A 19,004-nucleotide genomic window follows, 5' to 3' on the forward strand; every position below is an offset into this window, starting at 1 on the left:
GATGCCGGGCATCGTCGCACAAATCGCTCAACGAAAGCGCCAACTGCCGCCCAGGTTCACTACCAAAAAGCAACGTCGCCGAAAACGCCAACGGCGCGGCGGTCACGCACGGATCGACATCCGCATTGCCCGATTCAGGGCATCACCCACAAATCCTGACTATCCAGACTTCCCTATTCCGGTGCATGGTTTTGTGTCCTATGCTCGCGGCTCATCCTGTTCCGCCGCCATCATGCCTACCGTCCGCCCCGTCTCGCCGTCGATCGACCTGCGCATTTTGCTGCGCGGCATCGGGCAGGTCGTGCTGCAGGCGAATGCGCTCACCGGCGCGCTGCTGCTCGCCGCGCTGGCGCTGACCGACCTGCGGCTCGCGTGCGCCGCGCTGGTCGGCTCGGCCGCCGCCAGCATGGCCGCCGTGCTGACGGGCGCCGAGCGCCGCGACGTCGAACAGGGGCTGCACGGCTTCAACGGCGCGCTCGCCGCATTGCTCGCCGTGCTGTTCGCGCCCCATCCAAGCGCCGCGCTCGCACTGGTGCCGCTGGCCGCAATCGGCGCGGCGCTCGTGCAGCGCGCGATGCGGGTGCCGCTCGCCCGCTGGCGCCAGTGCCCGTATTCAAGCCCGTGCCTCGCCGTCACCGCGCTGTGGTTGCCGTTTGTCGCACCGCAACATGTGGGTGGCACGACGGCCGGCCCGGTGCCGACACTCGCTTCCGCAGCCGACGCGTTGCTGTCGGGCGTCGCCCAGACCACCTTCGCTCACGGCGCGTGGGCCGGCGCGCTGATCGTCGCCGGCATCGCCGTCGCGTCGCGCCGGGCGGCCGCGTTCGCGCTCGGCGGCGCGATCGTGTCGACCGTGCTGCTGGTTGCGCTCGGCGCGAGCGGTCCGTCGTTCGCCGACGGCCTGCTCGGCTTCAACGGCGCGCTCGCCGCGCTCGCGTTGATGCCGCGCGGCCCGCGCGCGGCGCTTGCGGCCGCCGCACTCGCCGCGCTGATCCAGTGGCTCGCGACGTGCGCGGACCTCCCCGCGTTCACGGCCCCGTTCGCGCTCGCGTCGTGGGTCACGGTGGCCATCGCGCGCCGCTTCACCCTCGGAGAACCCGATGTCGTCATTCGCACACCGTCCTGATGCCGTGAAGCCCGGCGGCCCGACCTCGGATGCCGAACGCCAATTGCGCGTCGACCTCGCCGCCGCGTACCGGCTCGTCGCGCTGAACGGCTGGGACGACCTGATCTACACGCACCTGTCCGCGACCGTGCCCGGCGAACCCGGCCACTTCCTGATCAATCCGTTCGGCCTCACGTTCGACGAGGTTCGCGCGTCGAACCTCGTGAAGATCGACCTGGCCGGCAACCGGATCGGCGACGGCGAGCACGCGGTCAACGTGACGGGCTTCGCGCTGCATGCGGCCGTGCACGCCGCGCGCGCCGACGCCGTCTGCGTGATGCACCTGCACAATACGGCCGGCATCGCCGTGTCGATCCAGCGCGACGGGCTGCTGCCCGCGTCGCAGCATGCGTTGCGCTTTCATGGCGACCTCGCGTACCACGACTACGAGGCGCTCGCGTTCTCGCCGGCCGAAGGCGCACGGCTGACCGCGAACCTCGGCGCGAAACCCGCGATGCTGCTGCGCAATCACGGCACGCTGACGGTTGGCCGCACCGTCGCCGAAGCCTATGTGCTGATGGATACGCTGATCAAGGCGTGCGACATCCAGGTGCGCGCGCAGGCTGGCGGCGGGCCGCTCGTGCTGCCCGATCCGGCCGTCGCCGACCGCACGGCCGAACAACTGCGCGACGGCGGCGCGATCGAGGGCGAACTGGAATGGCCGGCGCTGCTGCGCCGCCTCGACCGGATCGATCCGTCGTATCGCGATTGACGCCGCCGCCGGCCCCCAGGCGAATCGTTCACCCCAACCATCGGAGCATTCAGTCATGCCGACTTTCAATATCCAGCTGTTCGAAGGCCGCACCGTCGACCAGAAGCGCGAATTCGTCGAAGCAATCACGCGCGTCACGTGCGAGACGCTTGGCTGCGAGCCGGGCTCGGTCGACATCATCATCACCGACGTGAAGAAGGAGAACTGGGCGACGGCCGGGAAGCTGTGGAGCGAGCCGCGCTGATACCGGGCAATTCGGCATCGGCGGAACTCCCCGGGCAACCCCCGTTCGAACCTCGGTGACACCCGAACGAACGCGCTGCGCGCAGGAGACCGCATGATCGAAGACCAACGTATCGCCACGACGCTGAACACCATGATCCTGTCGATGGGCGCGCACCTGGATGAGTCGCTTCGGCAGGTCAAGGAGACTTGCCCTCCGGATGAATTCGTCGCCTATCGCGAATTCGTGTCGCAGTTGCTGACCACGATGCTGGTCGACTTCATGAACCCGCTCTACGCACGGCATCCCGACCTGAAGCCGTCGGACCTGGCTTGACCCGCGCATGCAACGCCAGGCACCGGCGTTGCATGCGGCCTCCTCCGCTGCTCCCGTTGTGCGCCCGCACATCGCGCCGTCACGCATTCGGCGCATAATGCCGAACACACCCGCAGCAGCCAATGGCCCCGACGAGGAGACCGCCATGGAAGCGAAGAACGAGGAAGTCGTCGCACACCTGCTCTCCGATGTCGTCGAATTCGCGCGCGGGCGCCTGCCCGAAGCCACGTTCCGGATCGTCGAACCGTTCCTGCATCATTACTACGATTTCGTCGACGCCGACGACCTCCAAAACCGCGGCATCGCCGATCTCTACGGCGCCGCGATGGCGCACTGGCAGACCGCGCAGAAATTCGTCCCCGGCAGCGAGCGGCTGCGCGTGTACAACCCGATCCTCGAACAGCACGGCTGGCACTCCGACCACACGGTCATCGAGATCGTCAACGACGACATGCCGTTCCTCGTCGACTCCGTGACAATGGCCGTCAACCGCCTCGGGCTGGCGCTGCATTCGGCGCTGCACCCCGTGTTCCGCCTCTGGCGCGGCGGCAACGGCGGCATCGAGCGCGTCGACGCGGGTGGCGCGACGCCCGGCGACGGCCAGTCGCAACTCGCGTCGTTCATCCATTTCGAAGTCGACCGCTGCGGCGACGCCGCGCTGCTCGACACGCTGCGCGAAGACATCGCGCACGTGCTCGGCGACGTACGCGCATCGGTCGAGGACTGGCCGAAGATCGTCGACATCGCCCGCGCGACGATCAAGGAAATGAAGGCGCGCGAATCGACCGCGGAAGACATCGAGGCGCGCGCGTTCCTCGAATGGATGGCCGCCGATCACTTCACGTTCCTCGGCCAGCGCGACTACGCGCTCGTGTCGGACGGCGCGGGCTTCGGCCTGCGCGGCATCGAGGGTTCGGGCCTCGGCATCCTGCGCGAATCGCTGCGCACGTCGGGCTCGCCCGACGTGACGCCGTTGCCGCAGGCCGCGGCCGACATCATCACCGGCTCCTGGCCGATCTTCCTGACCAAGGCGAATTCGCGCGCGACCGTGCACCGGCCCGGCTATCTCGACTATGTCGGCGTGAAACTCGTCGGCGCCGACGGCACGATCACCGGCGAGCGCCGCTTCATCGGGCTCTACACGTCGACCGCATACAGGGTGTCGAGCGCCGAGATCCCGATCGTGCGCCGCAAGTGCGCGAACATCGTGCAGCGCGCGGGCTTCCTGCCGAAGGGGCATCTCGGCAAGTCGCTCGTGACGGTGCTCGAAACCTATCCGCGCGACGAGCTGTTCCAGGCCGACGAAGACCAGCTCTACGACATCGCGCTCGGCATCCTGCGGCTGCAGGAACACCAGCGCACGCGCCTGTTCGTGCGCCGCGACCGGTTCGACCGCTTCGTGTCGTGCCTCGCGTTCGTGCCGCGCGACAAGTACAACACCGACCTGCGCCGGCGCATCGCGAAGCTGCTCGTCGACGCGTACAACGGCGTGAACGTCGAATTCACGCCGCTGCTGTCGGAATCGGCGATCGCGCGCATTCATTTCGTCGTGCACGCGGAACCGGGCACGATGCCCGACGTCGACACGCGCGAGCTCGAAACGCGGCTCGTGCAAGTCGCGCGCCGCTGGCAGGACGATCTCGCCGACGCGCTGCTCGACGCATTCGGCGAAGAGCAAGGCAACCGCCTGCTGCAGCGCTATGCGGACTCGTTCCCGGCCGGCTATCGCGACGACTATCCGGCGCGCACGGCCGTGCGCGACATCGAGCTGATCGAGCGCGTGAAGGATTCGGGCCAGCTCGCGATGAACCTGTACCGGCCGATCGAGGCCGAAGCGCGTGCGTTCCGCTTCAAGGTCTATCGCGCGGGCGACCCGATCGCGCTGTCGCGCAGCCTGCCGATGCTCGAGCACCTCGGCGTGCGCGTCGATGAGGAGCGGCCGTACCGGATCCAGACGCAGGACGCCGCGCACGCATGGGTGCACGACTTCGGCCTGGAACTCGCCGACGATGCCGAGTTCGACATCGAGCGCGTGAAAGGCCTGTTCGAGGATGCATTCGACCGGATCTGGAGCGGCCGGATCGAGAACGACGACTTCAACCGCCTCGTGCTGCGCGCACAGCTGAGCGCACACGAAGTCACGATCCTGCGCGCGTACGCGAAATACCTGCGACAGGTCGGCTCAACGTTCAGCGATGCGTACATCGAACGCGCGCTGACCGGCAATCCGGCGATCGCGCGGCAGCTCGTCGAGCTGTTCCTGCTGCGCTTCGACCCGCGCACCGGCGAGACGCGCGACGTGCAGGCCGAACGGCTGCTGAAGGCGATCGAGGCCGCGCTCGACCAGGTGCCGAACCTCGACGAGGACCGTATCCTGCGCCAGTTCCTCGGCGTGATCAACGCGACCGAGCGCACGAACTACTTCCTCGCCGACGCGAACGGCGAATCGAAGCCGTACCTGTCGTTCAAGTTCAATCCGGCGAAGGTACCGGGCCTGCCCGAACCGAAGCCGATGTTCGAGATCTGGGTGTATTCGCCGCGCGTCGAGGGCGTGCACCTGCGCGGCGGGCGGGTCGCGCGCGGCGGCCTGCGCTGGTCGGATCGCCGCGAGGATTTCCGCACCGAGGTGCTCGGGCTGATGAAGGCGCAGATGGTAAAGAACGTCGTGATCGTGCCGGTCGGCTCGAAAGGCGGCTTCGTCGTGAAGAACCCGCCGCCGCCGAGCGATCGCGAAGCGTGGATGCGCGAAGGCATCGCGTGCTACCAGACGTTCCTGCGCGGCCTGCTCGACCTGACCGACAACCTGGCCGGCGACGCGATCGTGCCGCCGCCCGACGTGGTGCGCCACGACCCCGACGATCCGTATCTGGTCGTCGCCGCCGACAAGGGCACGGCCACCTTCTCCGACTACGCGAACGCGATCTCGCGCGAATACGGCTTCTGGCTCGACGACGCGTTCGCGTCCGGAGGCTCGGTCGGCTACGACCACAAGAAAATGGCGATCACCGCGCGCGGCGCGTGGGAATCGGTGAAGCGGCACTTCCGCGAGATGGGCGTCGATACGCAGACGACCGACTTCACGGTGGTCGGCGTCGGCGACATGTCGGGCGACGTGTTCGGCAACGGGATGCTGCTGTCGCCGCATATCCGGCTCGTCGCCGCGTTCGATCACCGGCACGTGTTCCTCGACCCGAACCCCGATCCCGCGACGAGCTTCGCGGAGCGCGAGCGCATGTTCGCGCTCGAACGCTCGAGCTGGGCCGACTACGATCCGGCCGCGATCTCGGCGGGCGGCGGCGTCTACCCGCGCACCGCGAAGACGATCCCGCTGTCGCCGGCCGTGCAGGCCGCGCTCGGCATCGACGCGCAAGCGCTGCCGCCGACCGAGCTGATCCGCGCGATCCTGCAGGCGCCGGTCGACCTGCTGTACAACGGCGGCATCGGCACCTACGTGAAGGCCGCGCGCGAAACCCACCTGCAGGTCGGCGACCGCGCGAACGACGCGGTGCGCGTGAACGGCGCGGACCTGCGCTGCAAGGTGGTCGGCGAAGGCGGCAACCTCGGCTGCACGCAGTTCGGCCGGATCGAGTTCGCGCAGCGCGGCGGCCGCATGAACACCGATGCGATCGACAACTCGGCCGGCGTCGATTGTTCGGATCACGAAGTCAACATCAAGATCCTGCTCGGGCTCGTCGTGTCCGACGGCGAGATGACCGAGAAGCAGCGCAACGCGTTGCTCGCGGAGATGACCGACGAAGTCGGGCTGCTCGTGCTGCGTGACAACTACTACCAGACGCAGGCGCTGTCGATCGCCGGTCGCTATGCGGTCGAGCTGCTCGACGCCGAGGCGCGCCTGATGCGCTGGCTCGAACGCGCGGGCCGCCTGAACCGCGTGATCGAATTCCTGCCGACCGACGACGAAGTCGCCGAGCGGCAGGCCGCGAAGCTCGGCCTCACGTCGCCGGAGCGCGCGGTGCTGCTCGCGTACAGCAAGATGTGGCTCTACGACGCGCTGCTCGAATCCGACGTGCCCGAGGATCCGCTGGTTGCCGCGATGCTCGTCGACTACTTCCCGAAACCGCTGCAGCAGCGCTTCAGCGAACCGATGCGCCGCCATCCGCTGCGCCGCGAGATTCTCGCGACGCACCTGACCAACGCGCTCGTGAACCGCGTCGGCAGCGCGTTCGTGCACCGGTTGATGGAAGAAACCGACGCGAAGCCGGGCGACATCGTGCGCGCGTGCATCATGGCGCGCGACGTGTTCGACCTCGATGCGGTATGGCGCGACATCGACGCGCTCGACAACCGCGTCGCCGACGACGTGCAGGCGCGCATGTTCGTCGACGTCGCACGGCTGCTGGAGCGCGCGGCGCTGTGGTTCCTGCGGCACCTGCAATCGGGCGCGGTGGCCGACGGCGGCGTCGCCGAGCTGATCGCGCGCTGCCGCGACGCGGCGCAGCGGCTCGCGCCGCAACTGCCGTCGCTGCTGCCGGCCGACGATCTCGAGGCGCTGTCCGAACGGCAGCGCGTGCTGGTCGAAGCCGGTGTCGACAGCGCGCTCGCGGTGCGTGTCGCGAGCGGCGACATCTCGGCCGCGCTGCTCGACATCGCCGAAGTGGCCGCGACCTGCGACCGCAGCCTCGAACTCGTCGCGGGCGTCTATTTCTCGCTCGGCACGCTGCTCAATTACGGGTGGATCGGCGAACGCGCGGCGACGCTGCCGACGCCGACGCACTGGGACATGCTGGCGCGCGCAGCGGCGCTCGCGGAAGTCGCGCGGCTGAAGCGCACGCTCGCGACGAGCGCGCTCGCGGAATCGCCGGATTCGACCACGCCGGAAACGATCGTCGGCGCATGGCGCGAGCGCCGCGAAACCGCGCTGGCCCGCTACGACCACCTGCTGACGGACCTGCGCGCGTCGGGCGGCGCGAGCCTCGCGGTGCTGCTCGTGATCGTGCGGGAAATGGCCGTGCTCGAACGCGCGTGATGCGCGTGATGCGCGGGACGGCTCAGACCGTCGCGACCAGCAGTTCCTCCGCGTTGTTCGGCGGCCGCAGGCCGTCCGTGCGATCGGCGAAATAGCGGCGCGTCAGCTCGGCGGCCGATACGTGCGCGGCGTTCGAGAAGCCGGCCTCCAGCGCGAGCACCCGGATCTGCGCCGGCATGAAGAAGCTGATGAACGGCGTGCCGCTCGCGCGCGCGCCCTTCGCAGCCATTTCCAGGCCCGGGCGCACGTCCGGATCCGCGTTCTCCAGCGGCAGCAGGAACGTCATCGCAAGCGTCGAGCCCGGTGCGAGCGACGCGACTTCGCGCAACGCGGCCGCGTTCGCCTCGCGCGTCAGGTACATGCTGACGCCGGTGGACACCACGACCGCCGGCTTGCCGGCATCGAAGCCGGCGCCGACGAGCGCGTCGCGCCACGACTGCCTCGCCTCGAAATCGAACGGCACGAAACGCAGCCAGTCGGGCACGCCGAAGCCGAGCTCGGCCAGGCGGCGCTGCTTCCAGGCCTGCGGCGCCGGCGGGTCGACTTCGAAGACGGTCACGCGCGACGCCATGTCGGGCCTGCGCTGCACGAAGCTGTCGAGGCCCGCGCCGAGGATCACGTACTGGCTCACGCCGAGCGCGGCCTGCTCGGCCACGAGTTCCTCGATGAAGCGCGCCCGCGCGACGATCGATGCGCGAAACGGCCGCGTGAACTGCGGATCCATGTCGCCGCGTTGCTGCCAGCCCGGCTCCGGCGCGAGCAACCGGAGGCCGACTTCGTCGGCAAGCACATGCGGCGGCGCGTCGAGTTCGACGTGCAGCGCGCGCCACAGCGCGACGCGTGCGGCCGTGCTGTCGGGGGCGTCTTCGCGGGTATCGGTATCGGTCATGGCGGCCTCAGGCGCCCTGCTTGCCCGGCGCCTGCAGGCGCCACACGCGGCCGTCCGGATCGCGCACGGTCATGTCGCGTGTGCCCCAGTGCGTGTCCTCGAACGGCGTGACGACATCGACGATCGGCTGCGGCTGCACCGCCTGCTCGTCGGCCACCTTGATCACGACCTGCATGTCGGGCTTTTCGCCCGGCGGCACTTCGGCGATGAACAGGAACGGTCCGTCGCCGCTGCGCAACTGGCCCGAGTTGTGATCGGTTTCGAATTCCAGCGTGAAACCCAGCGCCTGGAAGAACTTCGCCGACTTGCCCCAGTTGTGCGTGGTCAGGTACACGGCTTCGATTCGCTCGGATGACATATCACTCCTCCTTGGTGGACGGCCCCGCGCCCGGCGGCGGCGCGGCGAGATACGCACGCAAAGCCTCGGCCACCAGTGCGGACAGCGATTGCTCCGTTTCGATGGCGCGATGCTTGACCTGCCGGATCAGGCCGAGCGGCAGGTACACGTTGAATTGCTTCACTTCTTCGTCGGTCATGGAGGCTAGTATGCTAGCAATCTAGCAAAAGTCAACCGCACGCGCGGCCGGGATGAATCATTTGATCGGGGCGCGGCCCGCGTCCGGGCCGCCATCGACATATCGTGCGTTCGCGCTAGTTCGCGGCGCGCGCCGCCAGCCGCGCGAACAGCGCGTCGAGATCGAATCCCGCCGTATCGATGCCGATCGTGTCGCGCAGGCACACGGCCCATTCGGCTGCATTGTCGAACGTGACCGTGCGCCCGGCCCCCGCGGCATCGCGCAGCGTCAGCACGGTATTGAACAGCGCCGCGCGGCCGTCCGGCAGCACGCGGCACGCGATCAGGTCGTTCACGAAGATCGATTCGGGATACGTCGACGTGAACCAGTTCGCGGCGTCGTAATCGATCCATTCGGCCGGTTTCAGCGAAAAGCGGTAGGTCGTCTGCCAGCCGTCCGGGATCTCGAACTGCATGTCGAATTCGCCGTCGACCGGCGCGTCGATTACACGAAACGCGCCGTGCGGCGTCAGTTGCCGCTCGCCCGGCACGAAGCGCAGCGGCGTGGTCAGCGTCGCGCTGCCGAAGCCGATGTCCGCGAGCCACACCGCGCCGTCGAGATCGATGCGCAGCAGCATGTGCGTCTGCGCGGTGACGATCTCGGGCGGCCGCATCCAGCGCACGCGCCCGATCAGCGGCGTCACGCGAAAGCCGATCGTCGTAAGCGCGGTGTAGAACACCTTGTTCAGTTCGAAGCAGTAGCCGCCGCGGCGGCGTTCGATCACCTTGTCGACGAGCGCGGGCAGGTCGAGCGCGACGCGCGCGCCGGTCAGCGGATTGAGGTTCTCGAACGGGATCGCCTGCGGATGCAGCAGATGCAGCCGGCGCAGCACGTCGAGCGTCGGCTCGGCCGGGCCATCGTAGCCGATGCGGGAGAAATAGCGCGAGAGGTCGAACGAGTCAGTCATGAACCGGCACCGATAAAAGGGACACGCCACGATAGCATCGCGCGACACCCCCATGTTGTGCGGGGCAATTGCCCGTCGGCGCGCGCGATGCCGGCACCGCATCGCGCGCGCACCCGCCAACGTTACGGCAGCAGCTTCAGCGCGGACGATGCGACCGACGGCACCGAAATGCCCTGGCTCGTCGCGAACTGCACGGCCTGGCCGAGCGTCGCCGCGAGCGACTGCAACTGGCCCGGCGCGCTTTGCGCAATATACGACGCGGCCTGCATGTTCTGCGGATTCAGGCCCGACTGCAGCAACGACGCCGCGCTCGTCGAACCGAGATTGCCGAGCCCCGACTGCAGTTGCGAATACTGCGTGAGCCCCTGCCCGAGCGACGCGAGGCCGTTGCTGAACGCCTGCTTGTCGATCGGGCCGTGCGTCGCGCCGCCGCTCGCGAACGCCTGGCCGAGCGCCTGCGACACCGACTGCTGCGCGCCGCCCATCTGCGACAGCGCGGCCGGCGTCAGCGCATCGCCGCCGGACAGCTGGCTCGCGGCCTGCTGCGCCTGCCCTGCCGCGCCGGTCAGCCCCATCGCCGATGCCAGCGAAGACTGGCCGGACAGCGCCTGCCGGTTCGCGCCGACATAGGCCTGCAGCAGTTGCGCGACGCCGCCCTGCGCGGGTGCGGCCTGCTGCTGGCCGCCGCCGAGCAGCGACGCGCCGATCGATTGCAGGTCGAGCTGCGCGTGCGCGGCACCGCTCACCAGCATGCCGAACGCGATGCCTGCCGAGGCCAGGTGCCGGCCCGTCGCGCGAATGTGCTTCATGTGTTTCCCTCGTGCCCGAATGATTGAGGCCGTTATTGTCGAAGCGCGTCGCGCGCCGCCGCAACGACTGAAACACATCGAAACGAAATCACGCCGCGCGGCCGCTTGCAATTCTGCGACCGGCCGGCATCGTCGCGCGGATTCGTCCGCGTTTGCCGCGCGATATCGCACGGGTGCCGGGATTCGTTCTCCGGCTGCATCAATGACGGCGGCGTCCGGCCTTCGCAAGCGTCGCGGCGCACGCAGCGCCGTCGCGCGGCGCCGTGGCAACGCGTCCATGGCCGACGCGAGGCACGCCGACAGGCATCACGTCCGCGGATCGCAGCAAAACGGGCAGCCCGCCGCCGCCCGTTTCGTTGCCGTTCGCCGTTCGCCGTTCGCCAGTCGCCCGCTACCGGCTTCCCGCCGGCCGCGACGTTACGCGGCCATCCAGGTCGGCACCCGCCGGGCCACCCAGTCGGCCGCCTGCTCGTAGCCGCGCGCGAGCTGCAGCACGGCGAGATCGGCGCGCGGACGCCCGATCAGCTGCATCCCCATCGGCAGCCCCGCGTCGTTGAAGCCGACCGGCACGTTGATTACCGGGCAGCCGGCCAGCGTCCACGGCACGACCGTTTCCATCCAGCGGTGATAGGTGTCCATCGCGCGGCCCGCGATCTCCTTCGGCCAGCGCTGATCGACGTCGAACGGGAACACCTGCGCGGTCGGCGCCGCGATGAAGTCGTAGCGGTCGAAGAAGCTCAGCACGGCCTGATGCCACGCGGTGCGCTCGACGCTCGCATCGAACACGGCCGCGCCCTGCATCGCGAGCAGCCCTTCGACCTCGTAGATCGCCTCGGGCTTCAGCAACGCGCGCCGCGCCGGGTCGCGATAGTGCGCGAGCAGCCCGCCGCCGGACAGCAGATGCCGGTGCGCAAGCCACAGGCGCCAGATCCGGTCGGGCGCGAACGCCGGCAGTGCGGCATCGACGTCGCAGCCGATCTCGCGCAGCGTCGCCAGCCCCTGTTCGCACTGCGCGAGCACGCCGGCCTCGGTCGCGAGATAGCCGTTCCAGTCGCCGACCCACGCGACGCGCTTGCCGCGCAGGTCAGCGTCGAGCGGCTGCGCGAACACGGCCGGATCTTCCGCGAGCGACAGCGGATCGTTGCGGTCGTAGCCGGCCTGGATCGCGAGCAACTGCGCGACGTCGCCGACCGTGCGGCCCATCGGTCCTTCGATGCCGAGCTGCTGCACGAACACGTCGACGCCCGGCCAGCGCGGCACACGGCCCTGCGACGGGCGGAAGCCGTAGATGTTGCAGAACGCGGCCGGATTGCGCAGCGAACCGCCGAAATCGCTGCCGTCCGCCACCGGCAGCATCCGCGACGCGAGCGCCGCCGCCGTGCCGCCGCTGCTGCCGCCGGCGCTCTTCGTCAGGTCGTACGGATTGCGTGTCGCGCCGTAGACCTCGTTGAACGTGTGCGAGCCGAGCCCGAACTCAGGCGTGTTGGTCTTGCCGATGAAGATCGCGCCGGCCGCGCGCATCCGCGCGACGCCCACGGAATCGGCCTGCGGCACGTTCTCGCGGAAGATCGGCGAACCGTAGGTCGTCCGCAGCCCCGTCGTCATCGCCAGATCCTTCGGCGCCTGCGGCATCCCGTGCATCCAGCCGTGGTACTCGCCGCGCGCCAGCGCGGCATCCTTTTCCGCGGCCTCGGCGAGCAACGCATCGCGGTCGCGCAGCGCGACGATCGCATTGACCGCGCCGTTCACGCGCTCGATGTGATCGAGATACGCGCGCATCGTCTCGACGCACGACACCGCCTTGCCGCGGATCGCCGCCGCGAGCTCGCCTGCCGACAGGCGCACGATCGGATCGACGGGAATGGAAGCGGGAGCGAGAAGCTGCGGGGCGCCGTGCGGCATGCGGGTCTCCTGGAATCGGAATGGAATGGCGGGCCGCGTGGCGGCGGCGGTCGCTCCCGGACCGGCAGGAGGGGCCGCGCCGCGGCCGATTCACTACTCTACGCGACGCCGGATCGGCGACCTCCGATATTTTCCGCCGCGATTCATTGCGGATCCGACTAAATCGGCGCGACGGGCAACGGGTCGCCCGCGCCGTCCCGGCCAATGAAATCGTTTATGCGCATAAACTTAAATTTCTTATATTTCTAATAGGCGCCACACGAGACGGCACGCGTTAACGACATTTTTACGCGGTCGCCCGATCTCTTTAGATGGTTCGGCCCGGCGGCGCGCTACGCTGGAATCACCTCGTTCCCTGGACAACGTTCATGCTCAAGCTGCTGGTTCCGGTCGGTCACTCGCCACGCTCGCTGCAGGCGGTTCGCCACGCGACATTCCTGTATCGCGAACGATGCGCATCGGAGATCGTGCTGATCAATGTCCAGGCGCCGCTCGAGTCGACGCGGCTCGAGGCCTACCATCCGCTGTCGCGACTGCGGTCGATCGAGGAGAAGTTCGCGTCCGACGATCTGGCCCAGGCGGAGCGGATTCTGCAGGAAGCCGGCGTCAAGTACAGCGTCGTGATGAAGGTGGGCCGGGTGGCCGATACGATCGCGGCCGTGGCGGCCGAGACCGGCTGCGACGAGATCGTGGTGGTCGCGCCGAGGCATGATCCGCTTCATGCGCTGATGTCGGTGTTCCGCCGCAGCGTGATGGACCGGCTCGTGCGGATTTCGAATGTGCCTGTGACGGCCGTGCAATGACGGTGATATCGCCCGGCGGCGCGGCGGCGGCCGGTCGCATGACGGGCCGCGGGTTTGCACCGGTGGCGTTCGAATGAGTAGCGCAGCACGTACGCGCGTCGCGCGTCACACGCGTACCGGCCTTCGCGCAGCGCTTATTCGATGACCTTGCGCCAGAACACGAAATAAGCGGCTGCCGAAGACGCAACGAGCAAAATTGCCCACATCGGAGCGAGACTGATCAGGACGGAAGAGACGTTAAGCATTTGGATTCCTCACTATTTCGATAGCGATGTTCAACACGCACCTGCTTGCCGGAACCGATGCATTCATCCGCGATCTCGTTCCGTCAAATCATGGATTCATGCTATCGCCTCGAGCGGCGACACGACCGCCCCCGCCTGCCCGGACCCTGACATTCGTCAAACTCGCGTAATTCACACGCCTGCCGCGCGGAAATCCGTCGCACGATTGCGTCGCCGCACATCCGGCTTCGTCCGCCGGTCGCATTGAAGCCGCTGGCCGCCGACCCGAAAGCCCTTTTACGCGTAAACCACGAGAAACGGGACAGGATCACCCTGCCCCCGCCACCATTTCAGCAGACGTTTACCGGGGGAACCCCCAAGTGCGTCGTCAAACGTGTCCGCGTTACGCTCGAGCAACGAGGAGACGAACCATGAGACGAGCCGTACATATCGCTGTTTTCGCGCTGCTGGCGTATCTCATCGGCGATCGCGCAATCCTGCACGCGCAGGGCCGCGACACCAGCCCGCTCGCGTGCGAGCAAGGCGCCGCGCAGGTGAAGGTCGACGCGCTCGGCCGCGGCTTCGGAGAAGCAGCCGCCAGCAGCCAGGGCGAAGCATTCATGTCGGGCTGCCTGGTGACGGGACGAAGCAACCAGGACGTCGCGATGGCCGCTCGCTGACGCGCGTCCGGCGGCAAGCCGGCTGCGCTCGAAATCGTGAACGCAGGCGTCGATTCGCGCCGTTCGCCGTCACTTTCCCGATCGACGTTTCGACGGATGTCACCACCCGGACGCCGGTCACGCCGAACGTCTGCTCGTGGTCCGTGCGGCCGCCGGGAAGCCGCAGCCGCATCGACAACTGCGCCATCCTTGCCGCACCGGCCAAACCAGTCGATCAAGCAGCCTATGCAGCACTTTGCCGCCGACATGAGCCGGCATGTCGCCCACGATCTCGCACGAACAGTGGCCGGGCCATGGTTCGAATACTCGTCGCGGGCATCGCCTTGCACCGAAGGCGGAATCGGGCACAGCGGCTTGTCGGCGCCCGCGTCGCGCGCGCCGCTGTCGCTCGCTTCGCGCGGCGCCTGTTCAAATGCCGCATGAAACGGGCGGTCGAGCACCGGATTTCCGCTACAGTGGCTTGCCCGGCGCCTCCGGCCTCCGCGTCGAGACTCCGCTTCATCTACAACGACAGCCAATCCAGAGATGAGCCATCCGAACACCGAGTTGATCCAGCGCTTCTACACGGCCTTCCAGCAGCGCGACATCGACGCGATGCTCGCCTGCTATGCCGACGACGTCGTCTTCGGCGATCCCGCGTTCGGCGAACTGCGCGGCGAGCTCGCACGCGACATGTGGCGCATGCTGGTAGCGCGTGCGCAGGAGTTTTCATTGACGTTCGGCGAAGTCGCTGCGGACGAACAAGCCGGGCGCGCGGAGTGGATCGCGCACTACCGGTTCACCGCGACCGGCCGGATGGTGGTCAACCGGATCGACGCGCGATTCCGGTTCCGCGACGGGCTCATCGTCGAGCATCGCGACAGTTTCGACCTGTGGCGCTGGGCGCGTCAGGCGCTTGGGCTCAAAGGCGCGCTGCTCGGCTGGACGCCTTTCATGCAACGCGCGATCCGCGCGCAGGCACGGAAGAATCTCGACGCGTATCGAGCCCGGCGGAAATAGCGCACGGGCGGGACACGCGCCGCTATGGCTGCATCGTCGCGTTGATCAGGTCGTAGGCCATGTCCGGCAGGATGCCGTCCGGATTCTTGAGGCGGTACTGGCGATACCAGCTTGCGTCGGCCTCGGGATGCGGGCCGGCGAGCCCGACGCGCCCTTTGCCGTAGCGGTACGTCGCGGCCGCGATATCGCGGTTCGGATAGGTCGCCAGCACGACACCGCCGGAGCCGGCCGGAGCGGCCGGGAGCATCGCGCCGTCCTGGAAATAGATCCAGCGCTTTTCCCCGCGCCATACGACCGGCGTCACCGTGTCCGCGATACCGTGAATCGTCGAGCCCGGCCGCCCGACCTCGGAGTCGATCTCGCCGGCGACCAGCCCGAAACCCTGCTCGCCTGCCAGATACGCGCCCATGCAGAGGCCCAGGTATCGCCCGCCGTTCGATACATATTGCCGCACGGCCTCGATCGAATGCTTCCCGATGCCGGCTGCCGCGCCGGGGATGTCCTGCCCGCCGCCGGGCTGCACATATAACGCGGCACCGGCCAGCGCCGCGGGCGTGATCCCGAGCTTTTCCGCCGGCCCGACATAGATCACCCGGAACCGGTAGTCCGATTCCCGCAGGCGCCCGGCAATCGCCTCGGGGCAGCCGTCGCACGCGGCAGGGCCGCGATAGACCAGCGCGACGGGCCGGCTGGCCGCGCCACGCGTTTCGTCGCCGGTCGTGGCCGCCTGAACGACCGACGACGCGACGAGCGACATCATCAAAAAAATCGAATCCCTGGATCGCATGTTCTTGCCCGACCGATTCAAAGGCATCGCTGCCGCTCGGGACGAATCGACCGGCACGTGTCGAGGCTCGCCCCTCCTTCCAGAAACCTGATTGCAAGCATCCTGAAATGGAGCGTAGGCGCGCGGAAGCGCCGCATGTGTACCGTTTTCTTGCGTGCTTGTGCAGATATGTGTAGCGCCGGCAACCGGAATCGGTGCCCGGAAGCCGCCCTCCACACCAGGCCCGACAAGGCCGACGCCCCATTGCCACCGCGATCCCCTGTGTCTTGCATCTCAACTCTTATATAAGACATAAGACATTTGACGTTACAGTGCATTGAGATTAGAATCCCGCTCAAAGCAGTGCCTGGAACAGCCCCGGAGTGCCGGCAAGGCCTTCCCCTCAAACGCAATATCAGCAGGTCTCCCCATGCTTGAAAACTTTCGTGCTCACGTGGCCGCCCGCGCCGCGCTCGGTATTCCTCCCCTGCCGCTGACGGCTCAACAGACCGCCGAACTGGTGGAACTGCTGACGAACCCGCCTGCCGGCGAAGAGCAGACGCTGGTCGACCTGATCACCCATCGCGTGCCCGCCGGCGTCGACGAAGCCGCCCGCGTGAAGGCCGGCTTCCTGGCCGCCGTGGCCAAGGGCGAGACCGCCTGCGCGCTGATCTCGCGCGAGCGCGCCACCGAGCTCCTCGGCACGATGCTGGGCGGCTACAACATCCAGCCGCTGATCGAGCTGCTGTCCGACGACGCAGTCGCGGCCGTCGCCGCCGACGCGCTGAAGAAAACCCTGCTGATGTTCGACCAGTTCCATGACGTGAAGGAACTCGCCGACAAGGGCAACGCGCACGCGAAGGCCGTGCTGCAAAGCTGGGCCGACGCCGAATGGTTCACGAGCCGTCCGGAAGTGCCGCAAAGCCTGACCGTCACCGTCTTCAAGGTGACGGGCGAAACCAACACCGACGACCTGTCGCCGGCTCCGGACGCCACCACCCGCCCGGACATCCCGCTGCACGCGCTGGCGATGCTGAAGAACGCGCGCCCGGGCATCACGCCGGAAGAAGACGGCAAGCGCGGCCCGGTCAAGTTCATCGAATCGCTGAAGGAAAAGGGCCACCTGGTCGCATACGTGGGCGACGTGGTCGGCACCGGCTCCTCGCGCAAGTCGGCCACCAACTCGGTGCTGTGGTTCACCGGCGAAGACATCCCGTTCGTTCCGAACAAGCGCTTCGGCGGCGTGTGCCTCGGCGGCAAGATCGCCCCGATCTTCTACAACACGATGGAAGACGCCGGCGCGCTGCCGATCGAACTCGACGTGTCGCAGATGGAAATGGGCGACGCGGTCGAACTGCGCCCGTATGACGGCAAGGCACTGAAGAACGGCGAAGTGATCGCCGAATTCCAGGTCAAGTCCGACGTGCTGTTCGACGAAGTGCGCGCCGGCGGCCGCATTCCGCTGATCATCGGCCGCGGCCTGACCGCGAAGGCACGCGAAGCGCTGGGCCTCGCCCCGTCGACGCTGTTCCGCCTGCCGCACCAGCCGGCCGACAGCGGCAAGGGCTTCTCGCTCGCGCAGAAGATGGTCGGCCGCGCATGCGGTTTGCCGGAAGGCCAGGGCGTCCGCCCGGGCACGTACTGCGAACCGAAGATGACCTCGGTCGGCTCGCAGGACACCACGGGCCCGATGACCCGCGACGAACTGAAGGACCTCGCGTGCCTCGGCTTCTCGGCCGACCTCGTGATGCAGTCGTTCTGCCACACCGCCGCTTATCCGAAGCCGGTGGACGTGAAGACGCACCAGACGCTGCCGAACTTCATCAGCACGCGCGGCGGCATCGCGCTGCGCCCGGGCGACGGCGTGATCCACTCGTGGCTGAACCGCATGCTGCTGCCCGACACCGTCGGCACCGGCGGCGATTCGCACACGCGCTTCCCGATCGGCATCAGCTTCCCGGCTGGCTCGGGCCTGGTCGCCTTCGCGGCCGCCACCGGCACGATGCCGCTGGACATGCCGGAATCGGTGCTGGTCCGCTTCAAGGGCAAGATGCAGCCGGGCGTCACGCTGCGTGACCTCGTCAACGCGATTCCGCTGTACGCGATCAAGCAAGGCATGCTGACGGTCGCCAAGCAAGGCAAGAAGAACATCTTCTCGGGCCGCATTCTCGAAATCGAAGGCCTGCCCGACCTGAAGGTCGAGCAAGCGTTCGAGCTGTCGGATGCATCCGCCGAGCGTTCGGCCGCCGGTTGCTCAGTGCACCTGAACAAGGAACCGATCATCGAATACCTGAACAGCAACGTCACGCTGTTGAAGTGGATGATCGCGCAGGGCTACCAGGATCCGCGCAGCCTGCAGCGCCGTATCGCGGCGATGGAGCAGTGGCTGGCCGACCCGCAACTGCTGTCGCCGGATGCCGACGCCGACTACGCGGCCGTCATCGAGATCGACCTCGCCGACATCCACGAGCCGATCGTCGCGTGCCCGAACGACCCGGACGACGTGAAGACGCTGTCCGACGTCGCCGGTGCGAAAATCGACGAAGTGTTCATCGGCTCGTGCATGACCAACATCGGCCACTTCCGTGCGGCGTCGAAGCTGCTGGAAGGCAAGCGCGACATCCCGGTCAAGCTGTGGGTCGCGCCGCCGACCAAGATGGACCAGAAGCAACTGACCGAAGAAGGTCACTACGGCGTGTTCGGCACGGCCGGTGCGCGTACCGAAATGCCGGGCTGCTCGCTGTGCATGGGCAACCAGGCGCAGGTGCGCGAAGGCGCGACGGTCATGTCGACGTCGACCCGCAACTTCCCGAACCGCCTGGGCAAGAACACGAACGTGTACCTCGGCTCGGCGGAACTGGCGGCGATCTGCTCGCGCCTGGGCAAGATCCCGACCAAGGACGAGTATATGGCCGACATGGGCGTGCTCAACGCCAACGGCGACCAGATCTACAAGTACATGAACTTCGACCAGATCGAAGACTTCAAGGAAGTGGCCGACACCGTGCAGATGTAAGCACGCGATCG

Annotated in this window: 16 protein-coding genes; 9 read left to right on the forward strand and 7 right to left on the reverse strand. The window is 67.8% G+C overall.

Annotated features, from left to right (window positions below):
* The first annotated feature begins 232 nt into the window (after positions 1-232).
* From BFF94_RS30385 to BFF94_RS30405, 5 genes are all read left to right on the forward strand, one after another.
* Positions 233-1,126 (forward strand): urea transporter, encoded by an 894-nt coding sequence (locus BFF94_RS30385; protein WP_219140172.1) that lies wholly within the window; start codon positions 233-235, stop codon positions 1,124-1,126.
* The gene (locus BFF94_RS30390; protein WP_128846286.1) at positions 1,101-1,877 is read left to right on the forward strand and encodes a class II aldolase/adducin family protein; all 777 of its coding nucleotides are present in this window, start codon (positions 1,101-1,103) and stop codon (positions 1,875-1,877) included. Before BFF94_RS30385 ends, BFF94_RS30390 begins: the two co-directional genes overlap by 26 nt.
* A 55-nt stretch (positions 1,878-1,932) precedes the next feature.
* Positions 1,933-2,121, forward strand: coding sequence for a 4-oxalocrotonate tautomerase (locus BFF94_RS30395; protein ID WP_128846283.1), 189 nt, complete (start codon positions 1,933-1,935; stop codon positions 2,119-2,121).
* Between the two features lie 93 nt (positions 2,122-2,214).
* Positions 2,215-2,436 (forward strand): hypothetical protein, encoded by a 222-nt coding sequence (locus BFF94_RS30400; RefSeq protein ID WP_128846281.1) that lies wholly within the window; start codon positions 2,215-2,217, stop codon positions 2,434-2,436.
* 145 nt (positions 2,437-2,581) lie between these two features.
* Positions 2,582-7,423 (forward strand): NAD-glutamate dehydrogenase, encoded by a 4,842-nt coding sequence (locus BFF94_RS30405; protein ID WP_219140173.1) that lies wholly within the window; start codon positions 2,582-2,584, stop codon positions 7,421-7,423.
* A 22-nt stretch (positions 7,424-7,445) separates the two neighbouring features.
* Here the strand turns inward: BFF94_RS30405 and BFF94_RS30410 are convergent, their stop codons facing one another.
* The 6 genes from BFF94_RS30410 to BFF94_RS30435 all read right to left on the reverse strand — a co-directional run bounded on the left by BFF94_RS30410 (position 7,446) and on the right by BFF94_RS30435 (position 12,505).
* Positions 7,446-8,312: a class I SAM-dependent methyltransferase gene (locus BFF94_RS30410; protein ID WP_128844932.1), complete on the reverse strand. Its 867-nt coding sequence runs from the start codon at positions 8,310-8,312 to the stop codon at positions 7,446-7,448.
* Positions 8,313-8,319: 7 nt separating this feature from the next.
* Positions 8,320-8,670 carry a VOC family protein gene (locus BFF94_RS30415; RefSeq protein ID WP_128844930.1) on the reverse strand — a complete coding sequence of 117 codons (351 nt, stop codon included), beginning with the start codon at positions 8,668-8,670 and terminating at the stop codon, positions 8,320-8,322.
* Position 8,671: 1 nt separating this feature from the next.
* The gene (locus BFF94_RS30420; protein ID WP_128844928.1) at positions 8,672-8,848 is read right to left on the reverse strand and encodes a ribbon-helix-helix domain-containing protein; all 177 of its coding nucleotides are present in this window, start codon (positions 8,846-8,848) and stop codon (positions 8,672-8,674) included.
* Positions 8,849-8,963: 115 nt separating this feature from the next.
* Positions 8,964-9,794, reverse strand: coding sequence for an arylamine N-acetyltransferase family protein (locus tag BFF94_RS30425; protein WP_128844926.1), 831 nt, complete (start codon positions 9,792-9,794; stop codon positions 8,964-8,966).
* Between the two features lie 122 nt (positions 9,795-9,916).
* Positions 9,917-10,603, reverse strand: coding sequence for a hypothetical protein (locus tag BFF94_RS30430; RefSeq protein WP_219140174.1), 687 nt, complete (start codon positions 10,601-10,603; stop codon positions 9,917-9,919).
* Between the two features lie 417 nt (positions 10,604-11,020).
* The gene (locus BFF94_RS30435; protein ID WP_128844924.1) at positions 11,021-12,505 is read right to left on the reverse strand and encodes an amidase; all 1,485 of its coding nucleotides are present in this window, start codon (positions 12,503-12,505) and stop codon (positions 11,021-11,023) included.
* 368 nt (positions 12,506-12,873) lie between these two features.
* Here BFF94_RS30435 and BFF94_RS30440 point away from each other — a divergent pair, with 368 nt between their 5' ends.
* From BFF94_RS30440 to BFF94_RS30450, 3 genes are all read left to right on the forward strand, one after another.
* Positions 12,874-13,308, forward strand: a complete 435-nt coding sequence (locus BFF94_RS30440) for a universal stress protein (protein ID WP_128844922.1) — start codon at positions 12,874-12,876, stop codon at positions 13,306-13,308.
* 655 nt (positions 13,309-13,963) lie between these two features.
* Complete coding sequence (locus tag BFF94_RS30445) at positions 13,964-14,212, forward strand: adhesin (RefSeq protein WP_128844920.1); 249 nt, start codon at positions 13,964-13,966, stop codon at positions 14,210-14,212.
* Between the two features lie 525 nt (positions 14,213-14,737).
* Positions 14,738-15,211, forward strand: coding sequence for a nuclear transport factor 2 family protein (locus BFF94_RS30450; protein ID WP_128844918.1), 474 nt, complete (start codon positions 14,738-14,740; stop codon positions 15,209-15,211).
* A 22-nt stretch (positions 15,212-15,233) separates the two neighbouring features.
* Here BFF94_RS30450 and BFF94_RS30455 read toward each other — a convergent pair whose 3' ends face one another.
* The gene (locus tag BFF94_RS30455; RefSeq protein ID WP_246637458.1) at positions 15,234-15,971 is read right to left on the reverse strand and encodes a BPL-N domain-containing protein; all 738 of its coding nucleotides are present in this window, start codon (positions 15,969-15,971) and stop codon (positions 15,234-15,236) included.
* Between the two features lie 436 nt (positions 15,972-16,407).
* Between BFF94_RS30455 and acnB the strand changes: the two genes are divergently transcribed.
* Entirely contained in the window at positions 16,408-18,993 is a 2,586-nt protein-coding gene (gene acnB / locus BFF94_RS30460; protein WP_128844917.1) for a bifunctional aconitate hydratase 2/2-methylisocitrate dehydratase, read from the forward strand.
* Positions 18,994-19,004 lie beyond the last annotated feature (11 nt).

The organism is Burkholderia catarinensis (genome assembly GCF_001883705.2).
Lineage (GTDB): Bacteria > Pseudomonadota > Gammaproteobacteria > Burkholderiales > Burkholderiaceae > Burkholderia > Burkholderia catarinensis.

What these genes read in the sequence shown, in the direction of transcription:
- BFF94_RS30435 (WP_128844924.1), bottom strand. Translation starts at nt 12,505, where the DNA reads ATGCCGCACGGCGCCCCGCAGCTTCTCGCTCCCGCTTCCATTCCCGTC.
- BFF94_RS30395 (WP_128846283.1), top strand. Translation starts at nt 1,933, where the DNA reads ATGCCGACTTTCAATATCCAGCTGTTCGAAGGCCGCACCGTCGACCAG.
- BFF94_RS30385 (WP_219140172.1), top strand. Translation starts at nt 233, where the DNA reads ATGCCTACCGTCCGCCCCGTCTCGCCGTCGATCGACCTGCGCATTTTG.
- acnB (WP_128844917.1), top strand. Translation starts at nt 16,408, where the DNA reads ATGCTTGAAAACTTTCGTGCTCACGTGGCCGCCCGCGCCGCGCTCGGT.
- BFF94_RS30425 (WP_128844926.1), bottom strand. Translation starts at nt 9,794, where the DNA reads ATGACTGACTCGTTCGACCTCTCGCGCTATTTCTCCCGCATCGGCTAC.
- BFF94_RS30415 (WP_128844930.1), bottom strand. Translation starts at nt 8,670, where the DNA reads ATGTCATCCGAGCGAATCGAAGCCGTGTACCTGACCACGCACAACTGG.
- BFF94_RS30410 (WP_128844932.1), bottom strand. Translation starts at nt 8,312, where the DNA reads ATGACCGATACCGATACCCGCGAAGACGCCCCCGACAGCACGGCCGCA.
- BFF94_RS30455 (WP_246637458.1), bottom strand. Translation starts at nt 15,971, where the DNA reads ATGATGTCGCTCGTCGCGTCGTCGGTCGTTCAGGCGGCCACGACCGGC.
- BFF94_RS30430 (WP_219140174.1), bottom strand. Translation starts at nt 10,603, where the DNA reads ATGAAGCACATTCGCGCGACGGGCCGGCACCTGGCCTCGGCAGGCATC.
- BFF94_RS30445 (WP_128844920.1), top strand. Translation starts at nt 13,964, where the DNA reads ATGAGACGAGCCGTACATATCGCTGTTTTCGCGCTGCTGGCGTATCTC.
- BFF94_RS30450 (WP_128844918.1), top strand. Translation starts at nt 14,738, where the DNA reads ATGAGCCATCCGAACACCGAGTTGATCCAGCGCTTCTACACGGCCTTC.
- BFF94_RS30400 (WP_128846281.1), top strand. Translation starts at nt 2,215, where the DNA reads ATGATCGAAGACCAACGTATCGCCACGACGCTGAACACCATGATCCTG.
- BFF94_RS30420 (WP_128844928.1), bottom strand. Translation starts at nt 8,848, where the DNA reads ATGACCGACGAAGAAGTGAAGCAATTCAACGTGTACCTGCCGCTCGGC.
- BFF94_RS30440 (WP_128844922.1), top strand. Translation starts at nt 12,874, where the DNA reads ATGCTCAAGCTGCTGGTTCCGGTCGGTCACTCGCCACGCTCGCTGCAG.
- BFF94_RS30405 (WP_219140173.1), top strand. Translation starts at nt 2,582, where the DNA reads ATGGAAGCGAAGAACGAGGAAGTCGTCGCACACCTGCTCTCCGATGTC.
- BFF94_RS30390 (WP_128846286.1), top strand. Translation starts at nt 1,101, where the DNA reads ATGTCGTCATTCGCACACCGTCCTGATGCCGTGAAGCCCGGCGGCCCG.